This window comes from Salarchaeum sp. III, assembly GCF_036418315.1.
In the GTDB taxonomy this organism is placed as follows: Archaea; Halobacteriota; Halobacteria; order Halobacteriales; family Halobacteriaceae; genus Salarchaeum.
Window position 1 is genome coordinate 26,030 of record NZ_JAZHPG010000014.1, and the last position, 17,204, is coordinate 43,233.

The 17,204-nt window shown below is 60.9% G+C and carries 12 protein-coding genes and 1 pseudogene; 10 read left to right on the top strand and 3 right to left on the bottom strand.

Annotated elements, in window-relative coordinates; genetic code table 11:
- The first annotated feature begins 100 nt into the window (after positions 1-100).
- The 4 genes and pseudogenes from U3A55_RS01930 to U3A55_RS01945 all read left to right on the top strand — a co-directional run bounded on the left by U3A55_RS01930 (position 101) and on the right by U3A55_RS01945 (position 6,208).
- The gene (locus U3A55_RS01930; protein WP_330989834.1) at positions 101-2,485 is read left to right on the top strand and encodes an MEDS domain-containing protein; all 2,385 of its coding nucleotides are present in this window, start codon (positions 101-103) and stop codon (positions 2,483-2,485) included.
- Between the two features lie 209 nt (positions 2,486-2,694).
- Entirely contained in the window at positions 2,695-4,851 is a 2,157-nt protein-coding gene (locus U3A55_RS01935) for a PAS domain S-box protein (RefSeq protein ID WP_330989835.1), read from the top strand.
- Between the two features lie 6 nt (positions 4,852-4,857).
- A pseudogene (locus tag U3A55_RS01940) lies at positions 4,858-5,176 on the top strand (DMT family transporter).
- Positions 5,177-5,542: 366 nt separating this feature from the next.
- On the top strand, positions 5,543-6,208 hold the full coding sequence (locus U3A55_RS01945; protein WP_330989836.1) for a DUF5518 domain-containing protein: 666 nt from the start codon (positions 5,543-5,545) through the stop codon (positions 6,206-6,208).
- 57 nt (positions 6,209-6,265) lie between these two features.
- On the opposite strand, the gene U3A55_RS01950 is transcribed toward U3A55_RS01945, so the two are convergent.
- Together U3A55_RS01950 and U3A55_RS01955 are read right to left on the bottom strand one after the other, a co-directional pair.
- Positions 6,266-7,633 carry a hypothetical protein gene (locus tag U3A55_RS01950; RefSeq protein ID WP_330989837.1) on the bottom strand — a complete coding sequence of 456 codons (1,368 nt, stop codon included), beginning with the start codon at positions 7,631-7,633 and terminating at the stop codon, positions 6,266-6,268.
- 98 nt (positions 7,634-7,731) lie between these two features.
- The gene (locus U3A55_RS01955) at positions 7,732-8,385 is read right to left on the bottom strand and encodes an AIM24 family protein (protein WP_330989838.1); all 654 of its coding nucleotides are present in this window, start codon (positions 8,383-8,385) and stop codon (positions 7,732-7,734) included.
- 218 nt (positions 8,386-8,603) lie between these two features.
- On the opposite strand from U3A55_RS01955, the gene U3A55_RS01960 reads away from it, so the two are divergent.
- The gene (locus U3A55_RS01960) at positions 8,604-9,560 is read left to right on the top strand and encodes a sensor histidine kinase (protein ID WP_330989839.1); all 957 of its coding nucleotides are present in this window, start codon (positions 8,604-8,606) and stop codon (positions 9,558-9,560) included.
- 70 nt (positions 9,561-9,630) lie between these two features.
- A complete protein-coding gene (locus tag U3A55_RS01965; RefSeq protein ID WP_330989840.1) occupies positions 9,631-11,172 on the top strand; it encodes a bacterio-opsin activator domain-containing protein in 1,542 nt (513 codons plus the stop codon).
- Between the two features lies 1 nt (position 11,173).
- Here the strand turns inward: U3A55_RS01965 and U3A55_RS01970 are convergent, their stop codons facing one another.
- The gene (locus tag U3A55_RS01970; protein WP_330989841.1) at positions 11,174-11,752 is read right to left on the bottom strand and encodes a response regulator; all 579 of its coding nucleotides are present in this window, start codon (positions 11,750-11,752) and stop codon (positions 11,174-11,176) included.
- Between the two features lie 144 nt (positions 11,753-11,896).
- Between U3A55_RS01970 and U3A55_RS01975 the strand changes: the two genes are divergently transcribed.
- The 4 genes from U3A55_RS01975 to U3A55_RS01990 all read left to right on the top strand — a co-directional run bounded on the left by U3A55_RS01975 (position 11,897) and on the right by U3A55_RS01990 (position 17,140).
- Positions 11,897-12,250, top strand: coding sequence for an ArsR/SmtB family transcription factor (locus U3A55_RS01975; protein WP_330989842.1), 354 nt, complete (start codon positions 11,897-11,899; stop codon positions 12,248-12,250).
- Positions 12,251-12,382: 132 nt separating this feature from the next.
- Positions 12,383-14,023, top strand: coding sequence for a histidine kinase N-terminal 7TM domain-containing protein (locus tag U3A55_RS01980; protein ID WP_330989843.1), 1,641 nt, complete (start codon positions 12,383-12,385; stop codon positions 14,021-14,023).
- Complete coding sequence (locus U3A55_RS01985) at positions 14,020-15,669, top strand: ATP-binding protein (RefSeq protein ID WP_330989844.1); 1,650 nt, start codon at positions 14,020-14,022, stop codon at positions 15,667-15,669. Before U3A55_RS01980 ends, U3A55_RS01985 begins: the two co-directional genes overlap by 4 nt.
- A gap of 175 nt (positions 15,670-15,844) precedes the next feature.
- On the top strand, positions 15,845-17,140 hold the full coding sequence (locus U3A55_RS01990; RefSeq protein WP_330989845.1) for a glycosyltransferase family 87 protein: 1,296 nt from the start codon (positions 15,845-15,847) through the stop codon (positions 17,138-17,140).
- Positions 17,141-17,204: the final 64 nt, after the last annotated feature.

Consider the following 17,204-nt stretch of genomic DNA (forward strand, 5'->3'; position numbering starts at 1 on the left):
AGCGACCAACGCGGCCGGAATGACAGCAAACATCAGGTTTTTCTGTGCCATCGGTCTAGCTGCGGTAACGATGACTCCATTCTCAGGGAGTAGCGGCGCTATGAATCCCGAGACTGGACGTACTAGCTCACAGCGCAGGTATGGGTTCGACGGCGCTGTCGAACCCGTTACCGAGCACGAGCAGGTGAATGACCATCTCGCGCACGTCTACGACGACCGCGACGAACAACTCGCGACGGTCGTCTCCTTTCTCCGCCACGGCCTCGAATCGGGGGAACAGTGCATCTACGTCACACACGAGACCCCTCGAGAGACCGTTCTCGAGGCCCTCCGTGACGCCGGGGTCGATGTCGATACCGCGCTCGAAACCGGAGCGTTCGAGGTGGTAGCGGCGGCGGACGCCTACCAGCAATCGGGTGCGTTCGACCCGGACGCTGCGCTCGAGTTCTGGCGGGAGAAACTCTCCGGGGACGTAGCGACTGACTTCGCGGGCGTTCGGACGGCAGCCGAGATGAGCTGGGCGCTTGACGACCCCGGCACGACGAACAGCCAGCTGGCCGAATACGAGGCGTTACTCAATCCGTTCTATGCGGCGAACGACCACACGGGTCTCTGTCAGTACAACCGCACGCGCTTTCCCGACGAGATTATCGACGACGTCATCGAGACCCATCCGTTGATTGTGCAGGACGGTACGGTGTCGCAGAACGTCTACTACACGCCGCCCGAGCAGTTCCTCGACGACCAACCGGAAGCGCGAGTGGACCGGAAGCTCCGGACGCTTCGCGACCGAACCGACTCGCGGACGACGCTGCACGACCACGAACAGTATCTCCACGAGCTCTACGAGATTATCGCCGCAACTGACCGCGACTTCAACGAGAAACTCCAGGCGCTCTTCGAGGTGGGATGCGAGCGTTTCGACATGGAACTGGGCGGGCTTGCGCAGGTGAACCCGGGGACCGACCGGTTCGAGGTCGAAGCCACCAGCGGCGGCCACCCGGATCTCGTTCCCGGTGCTCAGTATCCGCTCTCGGAGACGTACTGTCGGGCGACCGCCGACGACGGCGGTACCTGTGCCGTCACGGACACCGACGGATACGAGGACACGCTCGGGTACGAGGAGTTCGACGTGCACGCGTATCTCGGAACGTATTTGGCGTTCGACGACGCGGCCGACCGTACGTTCTGGTTCGTCTCGACCGAGCCGCGCGACGAAATCTCGCAGGGCGAGCGGACGTTCCATCACCTGATGGGCCAATGGGTGCGCTACGAACTCGAACAGCGACACCAGACGGACCAGTTCCTCGCGCTGAACAACCTCAACGAGACCGCTCGCGACATCAATCGGGCGCTGGTCGAACAGTCGACACAGGCGGACGTCGAGCGAGTGGTCTGTGACCGGCTCGCCGCCTCGGACTCGTACACGTTCGCCCACGTCGCCACCGTCGAGAACGGTGCAGTCACGCTGACGACTGATGCGAACGTTCACGACGAGGCGGGCGAACGCGCTGAACGTCCGGGAGCACAGCTCGTCACCGAGGCTGTCGACACCGGCACCCCCCAAATCGCGAGTGTTGCGGACATTGCGGCCGAGCATGAGCCACTGACAGCAGTCGAGGACGACCGCGGAATCCGGAGGCTAGCGTCGATTCCGGTCGCGTACGAGGACGAACAATACGGGGCGTTGACGGTCGCTACGGCCCGTGAGCGAGCGTTCGACGAGACCGAGCTCGGTGTGCTCGCGCAAGTAGGCGAAATCATGGGGTTGGCGCTGACAGTGATCGACCAACAGCGGACGCTCGAACACGAACGAGAACGCATGGAGTTCTTCAATCGGCTGGTGCGCCACAACCTCCAGAACGACCTGAGCGTCGTGCAGGCGCGAGCGAGAATCATCGCCGACGACGTCGCGCCGGACGCTACGGACCACCTCGAGGTCATTCGGTCCCGGCTCGACGAGATGAGCGACCTCATCGACACCCTCCGGTCGTTGATGAAGGCCGTTCTCGAAACCGGGGACACCGAACTCGAACCGGTCGACCTCGGGAAAATACTTGACGCGGAACTCCAGAACGCGCGACAGGTGTTCGACGACGCGGAGTTCGATAGTCGCGGTGAGACGGCCGCTGCCGGCATGGTACTCGCCGACGACCTGTTGTCGGAAGTCTTCGAGAATCTGCTGGCGAACGCCGTCGAACACAACGACAAAGAGACGCCTCACGTCGAGGTGGCCGTCGAAGAGCGCGCGGAGACGACGACAGTCCGGATTGCGGACAACGGCCCGGGCGTGCCCGACGACATCAAAGACACCGTCTTCGAGAAAGGCGTACAGGGGTTCGACAGCGCGGGAACCGGATTCGGCCTGCATCTCGTCCGAGAGATCGTCGACGGCTACGACGGCGAAATCACCGTCGAAGACCGACAGCCGGACGGCACCGTGTTCAGTCTCTCACTTCCGCGGGCGACGGCTGGCGAGGAGTAGCACTAACTTCCTACTAGTAGTCTGGGTTCTCTTTCCGGAAGGAGAGAATTACGGCGTCGACGAGACGGTGCGCGTCGTCTGAGTCGGTGCGCGTCGGCGTTCCTCTCGCTGTAGGCGGCGAGTTTTCGTCTCGAAGACAGCGGGTTGTCCGAGAACGAGCATTGACCAACAACCAGCAGACCATTATTGTGTCCGCCCAAGGAGACAGTATGACCGAGCGGGACGTCCATCCTGAGACAAGTTCTCTTCCAACGCCACGGACAATCGATGTTCTCCATATTGATGATGACGCCAGTTTCAATGAGCTCGTCGCTGCCTTCCTTGAGCGCGAACACGAGCACATCACTGTTCATTCCGAGACAGATCCGCGAGACGCGCTTGCGATGCTTGACGATAGAGCGCTGCCGGTGGATTGTATCGTGAGCGACTACGATATGCCCGAGTTGGATGGCTTGGAGGTCTTGGAACGAGTGCGTGATACGCATCCAGATCTTCCATTCCTTCTCTTTACGGGGAAGGGGAGTGAGGAGATTGCTAGTGAAGCTATCAGTGCTGGGGTGACTGACTATCTCCAGAAAACCGGTGGTACGGAACAGTACAGCGTCCTTGCGAATCGGATTCAGAACGCCGTCGAAGGAATGCGAGCGGAACAGTATTTGAACCGGGGGCTCGAAGCGATTGAAACCGCACGAGACGGCATCGGCATTCTCGACGAGGACGGCTACATCGAATACGTCAATTCCGCGTGGGCGGATATTCTCGGGTACGACCGCGAGGAGTTGCTTGGCGTTCACTGGGAGGCGTTCTATCATGACGACGATATCGAGCAGGTCACTGATGTACTGCTGCCGGAAGCACGTCAGGGGCGATGGCGCGGCACGACATCATTCGTCCGGAAGAGCGGTGATGAGATTACTGTCGAGCATACGCTCTCGTATACGGACGATGGCTCGTTGATCTGCACGCTCACACCCCTCCCGAGCGAGACGAACGCCGCGAACTCGTCCCTGAAGGAACGCGCGATGGATGAAGCGCCAATCGGGATCCTGTTGACTGACCCGCAGCAGGACGATAATCCGATCGTCTACGCGAACGACGAATTCACGGCGCTTACTGGCTACGAGAGACGTGACGTTCTCGGGCGGAACTGTCGGTTCCTCCAGGGCGAAGCCACTGCCGACGAGCCGGTTGCCGACCTCCGTGATGCCATCGAAAACAGGGAGTGGGTGACGGTCGAGTTGCGGAACTACCGGAAGGATGGAACGGAGTTCTGGAATCGTGTCCGTATCGCCCCGCTGTTCGACGACAACGGCGACCTCGAGTTGTTTGTCGGATTTCAGGACGACGTAACCGAACAGAAACAGTACGAGCAGAAGTTACAAACACAGACTGCGCGGTTGGAAGCGCTGTTTGAGCATTCCCCAGATATGTTCGCCGTGCACGACATCGAAGGTGTCATCCGCGACGTAAATCAGCGGTTGTGTGACGAACTCGGATACACGGAAGACGAACTCATCGGACGGACAGTTTGGGACCTCGATCCGTCTGCCGACCGAGAACGCGCATCGTCGTTCTGGAAAACAATGCCGCCAAATAGCCCACATCGATTTGAGGGGGAACTCGAACGGAGCGACGGATCGACGTTCCCGATCGAGATTCATCTCATCCGCCTTAACTTGGATGGGAAGGATCGGTTCGTGGCGATGGATCGCGATATTAGCGAGCAGAAGCGGCGTGAGCGTGAGCTCGTCCAGCAGAACGAGCGACTGGAGCGGTTCACGAGTGTCGTCAGTCACGACTTGCGGAACCCGCTCCAACTCGCGAGCGGTCACTTAGACCTATTACAGGACGAGTACGAGAGTGAGCACATCGAGAAGATAGACGACGCGTTGGGTCGGATGGACGCGCTAATTGATGATTTACTGGCGCTCGCCCGCGCCGGTGAGGAGGCGATGGAGATGGAACCGATTTCGCTGGCGACGATAGCACGAACGTGCTGGGGGACGATTTCGACGCTGGATGCGACACTCTCCATCGAGACAGAACGCACCATCCAAGCGGATCGTGACCAACTCCAGCAACTCGTCATGAACCTCTTGCAGAACGCTATCGACCACAGCGGACCAGACGTAGCGGTGACGATCGGTGATACGGCGGACGGATTCTACATCGCTGATAACGGAGACGGGTTCCCCGACGCCGAGCAAGCGACGTTGTTCGAGGCGGGATATACAACTGCCGAAGATGGAACCGGGTTCGGGCTCAGTATCGTCAAAGAAGTCGTCGACCGACACGGCTGGGAGATTACGGCGACAAACGGACCGGAGGGGGGAGCACGATTTGAAATCCGCACCGACAACAACTAGAGTAGTATGTCGTGGTATATCCTGTTCCCCGCCGGGCTCTTCGAAATCGCGTGGGCGATCGGGCTCGAATACTCCGACGGCCTCACGAAACCTTGGCCTACGCTCGCCACCGTCGTCGCGCTCATCGTCAGCATGCTCCTCCTCGCACACGCCATCAAAGCCCTCCTCGTCGGCACCGCCTACGCCGTCTGGACCGGAATCGGCGCCGTCGGCACAGCTCGGTATCATCTTTTTCGACGAACCCGCCACGCTCCTCCGAACCGCCTGCATCGGCCTCATCGTCGTCGGCATCGTCGGCCTCCACCTCACAACCAACGCCGCCTGAGTGTGGTTGATTTCACTCAGACGCGGCAACCCTCCCAGAGTGACAGCAGGTTTAAATGATGTTGAAATATTGGAGGGCAGCGACCAAGAGGATGGCAGCGACCAGCACAATCTTGAATACCCAGGATGGAACGTCTTTCCGAATTCGGAACGCCCAGTCCATACAGACGCAACGTACGGCTACCTCTTATACTCTCCAGGCGAGTTTCTGAACGCGCGTATCGTGACGCGCTCACAGTAGTGGCTACTAGCACAGAAACGGGATGCGCTCGAAATCAGGCAGCGAGCATTCACAGTGTGGCGAGTGGAGTTGCTGGCAGAGAAACCATGCTCGTGCTTTTATTCTACTAGGGGCGCTAGGGTTGGTATGGAGGAACACACCGACTCAGACCGCGCGATCGTCTTTGATCGGTTGGGTGACTGGGTGCTCGGAGCGGTTCTCTGGATTAGCGGGTGTGTCGTCGCGCTCGGTGGCGCAGCACTCTACTATGGGGTGACTCGCCAGGGGGTTGCGGACCTTATTCGTGAGGGGGAGTTCCGGTCCGATGTGCTCACGGAGGCCGAAGCAATTGACCTAATCACCGCATTGAGCCACTGGAGTGGGATTGGTCTTCTTGTTTCCGGCGCGAGTATCATCCTCATCGGCGTTGCGGTTGTCGTCGTCCACCGGCGCGCCCGACGCGATAATCGAGGAACTCCGGCATGGATTCTCGGGGTCGTTGGGGCGACAGTCGCGGCCGTCCTCAGTTTCGTCCCGTTCTCACCGGTTCTTGGCGGTGCTGCCGCCGGCTATCTTGACTCCACGCACGACTCACGTGGGATTAGCGTCGGCGCGCTCGCCGGCGTCTTTGGGAGTCTCCCGCTGCTCATCATTGGTCTCTTCACGAGCGCAGGACTGTTCGTGAGCAGCCCGCCTGAAGCCGTTACCGCGGTTGCTATCCTTCTCGGTATCGCTGTGTTCATGAGTCTCGTCTACTTCGTCGGGCTGAGCGCGCTCGGCGGCTTCGTCGGCAAATGGGTTCGTAAGCGCTGAGGAGCGAGAATCAAACGGGAGGGGCGGAAGCGACTACGGGTGGCCGAACCGTAATGTTCAGGGAACGTCGTGTTGGGCCACTATTCCCGAGACACCGTCGACCGTGACGATTACGAGAACTGTGTCGTTCTCGGGGTTGACGTAAACGTCCAAATAGCTGATCGGGTCTGGTGTCGTCGTCGTACTCTCGTATCCCGAGTTCGTGGCTTTGACGGTTACTTCCTCGGCATCGAACTCCGACAGGAATCTGACTCGGACTCGGTCCTCAGTTTCATCGAACGTGAATTCGAACGCGTTTTCCGGGACTGCGTTCACGACCTCCGGCGGGAGAGTGTCCCCGCGTGGAACGGCTGTCTGCGTCGTGGTCTCTTCGTCGGCCACAAAATCGATATCGACTGTTTTCTCGGTGTATCGGCCCGACGCAGTGACGTGTGTTCCGTCGACCGAGACTGAGTGTTCGGCGCTGGCAGCGCCGAGCCGTTTGTTGAGCCTCGCCGCGTTCACGTCGTCCGTAGCGTTGAGGCCGAGCGCGGCCGTGATTTCGTGGGTGTCTGGTTCGAACGTCACCGAGGACACGACCGTATCGTCTTTCGAGATGAGGCCGCCGGCCAGCGGACCCTCGGTGTCACCAAACGTGTGCTGACTGAGGTCGATTGGGCCGTCCCAGCCGACCATCACGTGACCCACGTCCGTTTCGGTGAGCAGCGTTGCGAAGCTATCGCCGGTCGTGCCAGCGTGTGCACGGTTGTCGCGTCGTGTTTCGAGGACAGCCTCGACGGGGTCGCGCGCATCAGCGATGACTACGGTCGTTTCGTTGACGGCGGCAAACCCGTCGGTCCCTTCGACGAGCGCGTACATCGCGTAGTCTCCTGTGGTCCCGACGCGCTCGAACTGGGTCTGCTCGGGTCCTGTACGAAGTCGTGTCTCGATGGTGGTTGGGTCGAGGTCGCCGCGCCCGATGGTGACGCCGTCCGCGAAGAACAGTTCGGTGATTCCCTGTTCTGGTCGTGCCGGGTCGACTAACCGGCCGAGACCGACGATGGCCAGCGAGAGGACTGCCCCACCGAGAACACGGCCACCGGTCTGTAACGGGAACGTCAAAAGTGGGTCGTTAATATCGTCCAGACCGGGTAGCGTGGGTGCGAGATTCTCGTCGTTCTGGCCGGGCGTGGGAACGATTAGAGGGAGAGCTGGGTTGATCTGTGAGGGTGCCTCGGAGAGGGTGAAGTCGATGTACGCAGTGACCGTCCCACCGTTGCTTGCTGGGAGCCACTCAGCGTATGGCTCGGTATCGTTAGCTTTGGGGTTGCTACAGCCCGCGACTGCTGTCGCTGTCGCTGAGAGGCCGAGTGCAATGAACTGTCGGCGGTTGAGCTTTGGCATAGCGCTGTCTACCGCTTGTCCGGAGTGTCCGAGTATCGCCACCTAAAGCATCCGATATCAGTCCGCTAGTGGCGGTCAGGGCGGCCTGAGAGCCGTTCTCGGCCAGCCGCTCTGGTGGACTGTTTCCGACGGGTGGCATCCTAGTGTTCTTCGTATGGCTGCACGACGACGTAGCCGCTGTCGCCGCTGAACTGCATCTGGAAGCGTTCACCGGATTCCTGTCCGACCATGTCTGAAAGGCTCTTGTTGACTTGGACGTCCGGGGTTGTGTCGCTCCAGGCGACGGTGGCACTCGGGTCGGTGGAGACGGGTGGCTTGAGCACGACTGGGTCTGCGTGCGTCGTGATAGCGACGTAGCCGGGGCCGGAGAGGGAGACGTTCGTGAAGCCGCCGGCGAACGCGCCAGCGAGACTGTCCATCGACGTGATTTCGTACGAGATATCGGAGTCGAACGCGAGGATGTCCTCGCCGTTGACGGTGATCGATTCGTCGGCGTCGAGTTCGAGGAGCTGGACTTTCTTCTCGCTGTCGGCGAGATACGCGTGGCCCTGTCCCGCGATGGTCATCACGGGAGTGCCTTCGCCGGTCGCAGCTTGTTTCAGGAACCCACCGATCCCGCCTTCGGCTGAACTCTTCCCTTTGAACGACAGGTCGCCGGTGTAAGCAACCATGGACCCAGCTTTCGCCAGCACCTCACCATCAACGGCGACATCAAGCGTGTAGTTGTTCTCTAGCTGGAACGGTTCATCCGTTTCCGTCGGTCCGTGTTCGGACGTAAACTCGTCGATATTCATGGCGTAACGCCGATGTGACTCGGCTATACGTGAGTGTACGCCCGAACCACGATAAACACACAGCCGGCGTTTCTGTCCCAGCAAACGGAGACAACACTAAACCACTACCCCCTCGAGTAAATACGTATGTCACGCACGCCGGCCGCGATACGTCGGCCAACACACCCGTCGCCCGTCTCCCGGAAACATACCGCTGCTCGGATCCACGGGCGTTGAGAATGCGCGGGGAACGTACGGCGGCGATCCCGATTGGAGTTTATCCCGAGCCAGTCCTCAAGTATGCTGTCACGGACGGAACACCAGTTATCACGGCAACAAATGAGGCGTTCGAGGATACGTTCGAACCGCTGCCGTCCGACCCCGCGGTGTCAGTCGTCTTCGAGCACTTCGATGTCGTCGAGTCGCCTGGACCTGACGACCCCCTGACTGAGATGGTGCAGGGGACGGCAACCGGTGTGTATCTCGATGGGTTCGGTGAGACCGACTCGTATCTGGCACGCCTCCTCCCGGTCGACGATACGACCGGCTTCCTCGCGTTCACCCGGCTTGATGACGTTCTTGCTGTCGCGGAGACAGCGGGTGCTGGACAGGTTGCCAGCATGATCAGCCACGACCTTCGCAACCCGCTCGACGTTGCTACCGCGCATCTTCGAGCAGCCCGCGAGACTGGGCAGTCCGAACACTTCGATGCGGTCGCCGAGGCACACGGCCGCATGGAACGAATCATCCGTGGTGTTCTGACACTTGAACGGGGACCAGAGGCCGTAAACCCCTCAGAACAACTCTCTCTGGAGAACGCGGTAGCTGACGCCTGGGGGTCTGTCGACACGAAACACGCTACACTCGACATCGTGGACACGCTGCCGACCGTGCTCGCCGACGCGGATCAAGTCCACCGCCTGTTCGAGAACCTCTTCCGGAACGCGGTGGAGCACGCCGGTGAGACTGTGACCGTGCGTGTCGGCTCCCTCAACGACGGGATTTTCATCGCTGACAATGGCCCCGGCATTCCAGCGAACGAGACAGACGCCGTGTTCACGCCCGGCTACTCGGCAGGAGACGTTGGAACGGGGCTTGGACTTGCGATTGTCAACCAAATCGTTACCGCTCACGGGTGGACAATTCGTCTCACGACCGCTCAAAGCGGAGGCGCTCGCTTCGAGGTGCGATGGTGACCGCATACGGGAGACCGTCTGGCGATGCGACCACCCGACCGATGTCGAACCGGCGGGGTCGTAGATAGCTATGAACGACCGGCTACAGAACGCACCTATCGGCATTATTGAAGTATCGGACGGAAACATCGTAGACAGCGTCAACGACGCCGCGCGCGAACTGATCGATCTCGAAGGCAGTGCGGCGGGGGCAGCCGTCGACGACGTCATGCCGCGATCGGTTGAAGATTCACTAGTGGATGCCTTCACAGGCGCCGCAGTCACTACCACCGAATTCGAAGAGTACTACCCGGCTCTCGACCGGTGGCTCGCTGTTTCGATCATTCCAGTAGCCGACGCAACAACGGTCTATTTACAGGATGTGACACCACGCCGCCGTCAGGAAGAGACGATTGAACGCTTACAGGCAGAACGCGACCGAACTGGCGTTGTCGACGCGGTACTCTCGGATGTACTGGCCGACCTCGTCGCTGCGTCATCGCGCGACGAAATAGGCGAAACGATCTGTACGGGGCTTGGGGAAACCGACCTTTACGAGTTCACGTGGGTAGGTGAACGTTCCGTTGGACGTGACGGGCTTGTCGTTCAAGCGTCCGCTGGAGAGACCGGTGAGACGTTCGCGGCGGTCCGCGAGACGCTCGAGGCGGACGTGCAAACTCCGGAGGAACGTGCAGTTGAGACTGGTCGTCTACAAACGAGCCAACCGCTCGCGGAGGACGGAGCACTGCCAGACGCGATCCGAATGGCTGGCTTCGCTGACGGCGTCCAATCTGTTCTCGCTATTCCGCTCGTGTCTGGGTCGAACGTCCACGGTGTGGTTGGTGTCTATGCGGCTGGAACTGACGCGTTCTCTGAGCGCGAGCGACGGAGTTTCAAGACACTCGGAGAAATCGCGGGGTTCGCCATTACTGCGACACGAAACCAGACGCTGTTACTGTCGGACGCAGTGACCGAAATCACCTTCGACGTCGGGAGTGCATCCGCTCTCGCCACACTCAGCGACGACCTCGATGCCACAGTCACGCTGACGGGAGTGGTGCCACAGGACCGTGATGCGATACTCTGCTTCGTTGAACTAGAGAGTGAGCGTATCGGTGAGTTCGATAGAGTGGCCGCTACTACTGCGGGTGTCGAGAACGCGCGCCTTATTAGCGAAACAGCGTCGGGCGGCAGCGTAGAACTCGAACTCTGCGGTTCGTCTCCACTGCTTGCTGTCACCTCTCTCGGTGGGAGTGTTCGTCGGGCGACCTTCGACGACGGCGCCGGTCGAGTCGTCGTCGATCTCCCGCAGGACAGCGATATTCAGCGGCTAACCAACACTATCACTGATAGTGAGGGCGTTGATATCGTCGCAAAGCGCGAGCGAGACCGGTCCGTGACGACGGCACGGGAACTGCGCGATGAACTCGAGGATCAGCTGACTGATCGGCAGCGAACCGTGCTTCGGACCGCGTACCTCGCTGATTACTTCGAGTCCCCGCGAGGAAGCACTGCAGAGCAAGTCGCGGCGTCCCTCGATATCACTGGGTCAACGCTCCTGCATCATCTCCGGGCCAGTCAACGGAAGTTACTCGACGTGTTCTTCGAAGAAGAGACCGCAACGACGGACTAGTTCAGACTTCTTCTCGCCCGATCTGGGTGAACTCGTTAAGGATGGTGTGGTCGTCGAGAAGCCGGCGTGCACGTTTTTCGAGGCGGTCTGCACGGTCCGCGAGTTCGGCGTATTCTGCGTGGGTTTCGCGCGTGTCCGGGCTTGTTTCGGCTTCGAGTACTGCACACGTGGACGCGGCGCTGAAGTACTCTCCGAGCGTCTCGTACGCGAGGATTTGGCGTTGTTGGTCGATGACGGCTCGTACGTCGGCTTGGTCAACGGGCTTGCAGAGGTACTCGTCGAACGGCATTTCGAGCACGTCGAAGTCTGGGTCAACTGCTGTTACCATGACGACGCGGCCGTAATAGCCTGCTTCGTCGAGTTGCGCCAGCACTTCGTCGCCCGACATATCCGGCATATGGCGGTCCAGAAGGACGATGTCGATCGATGAGTCGTCGATGATTGAGAGTGCCGCTTCGCCGCCGTAGGCAGTGTCGACGTTACAGACTCCGCGGAGGCGGAGTGCGTAGGCGTCAGCCACCTCTCGCTCGTCGTCGACGACGAGTGCTCGCAACTCATTTGATCGATCACTGTCCGCCATCTGTGAGGAGTGGTTCAGGGTCGTCCCTACATCCTCATAACTGATTGGCTTCCGTCCCGCGTCTGCACTCCTAGACTCATCCGAGGCGTCGAATCTGGATAGCTAGCCCCATCCTCCAGTAGGAACCCCCGTATCTCATGAAGTATGTCCCCGCAATTGACGGCCCCCAGCACGAAGCACCCACCTACCCACTCAGACAGCGAGGAACTGACCTCCGGTGAACTCCTCGACCTCTTCGGGGACGAGTACACCCGCCGCGTGTACGAGGCGGTCGCCGAAGAACCGCGGAGCGGCCGCGCTGTCGCCGAAGCCGCTGACGTCTCCCGACCGACAGCGTATCGCCGCCTCAACGACCTCAGCGACGCCGGTCTCGTGCGCACCGAGATGGTCATCCGCGACGACGGCCACCACCTCGAGCGCTTCGAGGCCGTGGCCGAGTCCCTCTCGATTTCCCTCGCCGACGGCTGTCTCGACGCGATCGTCACCGTCGATGAGTGACCGACTGCGGCTCGCGGCGTCACACGCCGCACCGGACGGATGAGCCACAGTTTTCACCCCATAGTGAGGATGTCCGCCCGCACCCTGCCCGCTACGCCAGCAACGCACCCGGACTAATCCGGGCGATACGATATGATTACGGCGACCGGTCCTGTTGCACTCGCAGCCAGCACCGTGGCGGTACTCACGAGTTTCGGCTTCGTCGCAACAATCCTTCGGCACCGGCACGACCCCACGACAAGCCCCATGATCGGAATCGCCGTCGCACTCTTCGCCGGCGCCCTCCTCCATCTCGCCGTCGTCGATGTCGCCCCAGTCCGTCACGCCCTCGGCATTCAGTGGACGCCAACGGAGTCACCCGGCGGATTCTGGACGCTCATCGCGTTCGACCTCCCAGCGATCGTCGGCGTCTTATGGTTCCTGTTCGCACTCCAATATACGGGTCGCGACCGAAAGGCGACGCCGATCGCGCTTTCAGCGGTCGTAGTTCTCCTCGTGCTGCTCATCGCCCCCAACGTCGCCCTTGCAATGGTCGGCGCGTTCGTCGGCATTTCAACAAGCACATTCAACACGGTCCTCGGGATGACGATCGTTCTCGCCGACTCACTGGCAGTGATCGGTGTCTTCCTCATCTGCGCGACAACACTCAGACACAAGGCGTTCCCCGCAACCCAGACCGCAGCACTCACCCTCGCCATCAGCGCAATTCTGACGCTCCCCTTCATCACGACAACACTCCAAGAACCGATTGCAACACCACTCGCCATCACCACGTCGGCACTACTCTTCACCACCGTAATCCGCCGATACCGTGTTTTCGAAACACTCCCCGTCGTCTCCATCGCCGGACGCGACCGCGTTATCAACGAAATGTCCGACGGCATCGTCCTCGTCGGTGCCGACAGCACTATCCGAGACCTGAACCCCGCCGCAGAATCACTGTTCGACATCTCGCGCGATGAGGCAACCGGAGCGCCGCTAGACACAATCACCGCCACGCTCCCTGCTCCCGAATCGCTTGCGGAGTCAGAACCACAGGACATTCGAGTTGACTCCGGGCGAACGGTCTCCGTCACTGCCGAGTCCGTAACCAACACGCGCAACCGGACGCTCGGACACCTCCTCGTATGCCGTGACATCACAGACGCACGCCGACGCGAACACCGCCTCAGCGTTCTCACACAGTTAGTAGCCGATGCGACAACCGACCAGATGCGCACCGTCACAGACATCGCCGACGCTATCGCCGACGACGACCACACTGCAACCGAGGGTGGAGCACGCATCCAGAAGACCGCAACAGACACGGCGACGTTAGTGGGGCGAGTGCGAAGCGTGGAGCGCGCACTCGCTGACCGTGACCCTGCGCAAGCGACGACTACCTGCCTACAGGAACTCCTCACCGACATCCAGAACACGCTCGGTGTCGACGCCCCATCAGCAGCGGCTGGAACGCCAGTACAGGTCTCAGCTAACCGCTCGCTCGTCGTCGCCATCCTCGAAACACTCGTTACCGCCGCCGAAACCACCGGAACGACAGTTTCCCTCCAAGTGGACATCGATGACGAGTTCGTTACGATTGGGGTCGTGCCGTACAGGCATCGCGACGGGAACACCATCCCCAGCCGGGCGCTCGATATTGCGCGGCTCGCAGCCGAGCACACCGACTGGACTGTCGAGACGAAAACGATCGACGGCGTCCCAGCGGTGTGCGTTCGACTCCCCACACGCCGCGCGAAGACCCGCAGGAACGCGGAGCGTGAGACAGCATGAGTCCCGACCTTCCGCTTGTCGCCGTCGATGTCCTCGTCGTCGCTGTGTTCCTCCTGCTGGGCGGGATGGGTGTTCGGCACCGCGAGCGCCCCGAGGCACTCGTTATCACCGTCCTGTGGGTCGTGCTCGCCGGCCTCAGCATGCTCCTTGTGCTCGCTCGCACCAACGTCATTACCGGACAGACAGTCGCGAGCGCATTGCTCATTGGCTGGCTCGGTATCGTGCCACTCTGGACAGGGTTCGTGTTTGAGTACACTGGCCGCGGTCCATCTCTAAACCGCCAGCTAGCCTTTGGTACCGTCGTCTACGTGCTTGGAACCGGCGCCGCAAGTCTCCACGGAACAGTACTCCACGGTCCAGTCGGACTGCTGGTCCGCGCCGGCACATCGATACTGCAAACCGCGCTCATCGGCGTGGGGCTATTCGGCGTGTTTCTACTCGTTCGATCCACAGCCACCTATGACGATCTTCCACGCGGCCGAAGCGTGGCATTAGCCATCAGCGGCCTTGGGATTTCGGTGCTATTGTTCTCTCTGAGCACGCTCAGTGCAACCGATCCGGTAACGTTTCCCTGGACGACAACCGGCTTTCTAACCGTCGTTGCGGGCGCGTTCGCTGTTAGTGTGTTCCAATACGGACTGTTTAGTGAGACGCCCGGAGCCGGACCGCTCGCCCGGTCGTCAATACTAGAGGAGATGAGCGACGCGGTCCTCGTCGTCGATCAAGACGACCGCCTCGTGGACGCGAACAACGCCGCCGAACGCACCCTCGGCGTCGTCGTTGCGCGGGCTGCAGGCCGCCCGATTCAGTCAGTCCTAGGCTGGAACCCCGCAACCGCCGTCGCGTCGACAGCAACGGTCCCGACACCGAACGGACGGCGTCGGTTCGACGCAAGCCAATCATCGCTCACGAACACTCGTGGTGAACCGATCGGCACGGCGTACGTGTTTCAGGATGTTACAGACGAGCAGACCAGAGAACAGCGACTCGAAGTCCTGAATCGAGTCCTGCGACACAATCTACGCAACGACCTTGACGCGATTCGCGCGTTCGCGGAGGCACTCGCTGACGGCGACGTAGACGACCCCCCGGCTGTCGCGGAACGAATTCAGCGGACATCGAGCGACCTCGTCGACCTCGGGATCACAGTCGAGCGCGCAGAACGAATCCTGGCCGGGGACACCCTTCACCAGCACGAAGTCGCCGTCCCGGCACTCGTCGCAGATGTCGCAGACCAGGTTCACGACCGCGCTGACTGCCGTATCGACTGCGTCTCCGCGAACGAGAGCGAGCGTGAACCGCGTCTCACAACCGACCGCGACGTGCTCCGAACCGCCCTGCTTGAACTGGTCGAGAACGCGATCGAGCACACGGACAGTGACACGCCGACAGTAACGATCACCATTGCACAGACCGCCGACGGAGTGCGCATCAGCGTTCGGGACTACGGCCCGGGAATCCCGGAGCGTGAACGGGCAGTCGTACAGGACGGTGAGGAAACACCGCTCGAGCACGGAACCGGCGTTGGGCTGTGGTTCGTCTCCTGGGCAGTCACTCGACTCGGTGGAGAACTCTCCTTCCGCGACATCGAATCGGGAAGCTGCGTGCAGCTCACTCTCCCCGACCACCAAACGCCTATCCCCTAAGCCGTTCCCGGCACGGGACCACCACGTCGACGGAGGCAGGACCGTGCCGTCCAGCTCTACATCGTGGCGTTGAACGCGACACAGGTGCTGCCGTGACACGATCCTCCGGCTGGGTGTTTCCGGTGGAGAAACCCAGAATCCCCCATTATACGCGTTCAGTACCTACAGACGCGTAATGTCAGTCATCCCGTCGTTCGCCCTCCACTTCAGTGATGACACCCCGGTTACCGACCGGGTTCGCCGTCTCGTGTTACTGGTCTGCGCCATCGGTGGACTCGTCGTTCCGGCCTACTTCCTCGGAATCGCCGATGTCTCTCACTTAGCGTGGGACTTTCGCGCGTACTACACGGCCGCAGAAGCCGTAATCCACGGCCACTCGTTCGTCGGTATCAACACCGGCATCCCCGGCGTGACATACGTCTACCCGCCGATTTCAGTCGTCTTCTTCCTCCCCCACACCGCCATGGGCAGCTGGCAACTCGCATTCGCATTCCAGACCGCAATAAACGTCTGTGCGACCATCGCCCTCGCAGCCCTCACCATCCGAACAATCGAAACCTACCGCGGACGACTACCCCTGATAGACCGCACAGTCATCACGGGCTTCTGTCTTGGAACCGTCCCCGTGATGGCAGTCTTCGGATTGGGGCAAGTCGATATGGTAATCGCGCTCGCACTCGCCGCCGCGTTCGTCGCACTTGAACACGGCCGTGAAGGGATTGCCGGAGCGGCACTCGGCGGCGCTGCGCTGGTGAAGCTGTTCCCAGCAGTCCTCGGGCTCTGGTTACTCTGGCGGCGCGCCTGGCGCGCACTGGCCGCCGCAGTCCTCACAGGCATTTCCGGCGTCATTGTCGGCGGCGTTCTCTTCGGCTTCGAAATCTACAGCGAGTATCTCCACGTGCTCGCGGGCCGGAGTCGCATCGCGGCATTCAGCGAGACGGTTTCGCCGAACTTCTTCTCAATGACGCTGTTCCGTCCGTTCTCACAGCTCTTCCCGCACACCGACCCACACCTGTACGCGTTGTTCGCGGTCCTCGCAGTCACACCCATCCTCGCGCTCACCGCTACCCGAGACCACACAGTCACCGACCGCGTCACGACGTACCTCACGGCACTCATCGCGATGCTCGTCGTGTCCCCGGCCTCGAACACGCTGTACGTCGTCTACGTCTACTTCCCACTCCTCTGTCTCCTCCACCTCGACACGGGACAGCGCGGCCGCACAGCACTGCTGGTGGGAACCATCGCAATCGCGTTTCCCGTCCAACCAGCACAGATTCACGCAGTTTTGACGACCGCCGGCGTTTCCCCATCCCTCACCACACAGGGATTCGGCATCCTCAGCGAGGCCCTCACCGTAGTCTCAATACCGCTCGCAGGACTGTTAGCGATTCTCGGATGGTGTGCCGTCCGGTCAACACGCACGCGGACAGACCCCGACGGCGAGTCACAGGCGCTACCTGCCGACTGACACGGTGCGAGCGGAATCCCCGCCTTCAAGGGTGGATGGAGAAGTCGACGCTGGTGTTTCGCGG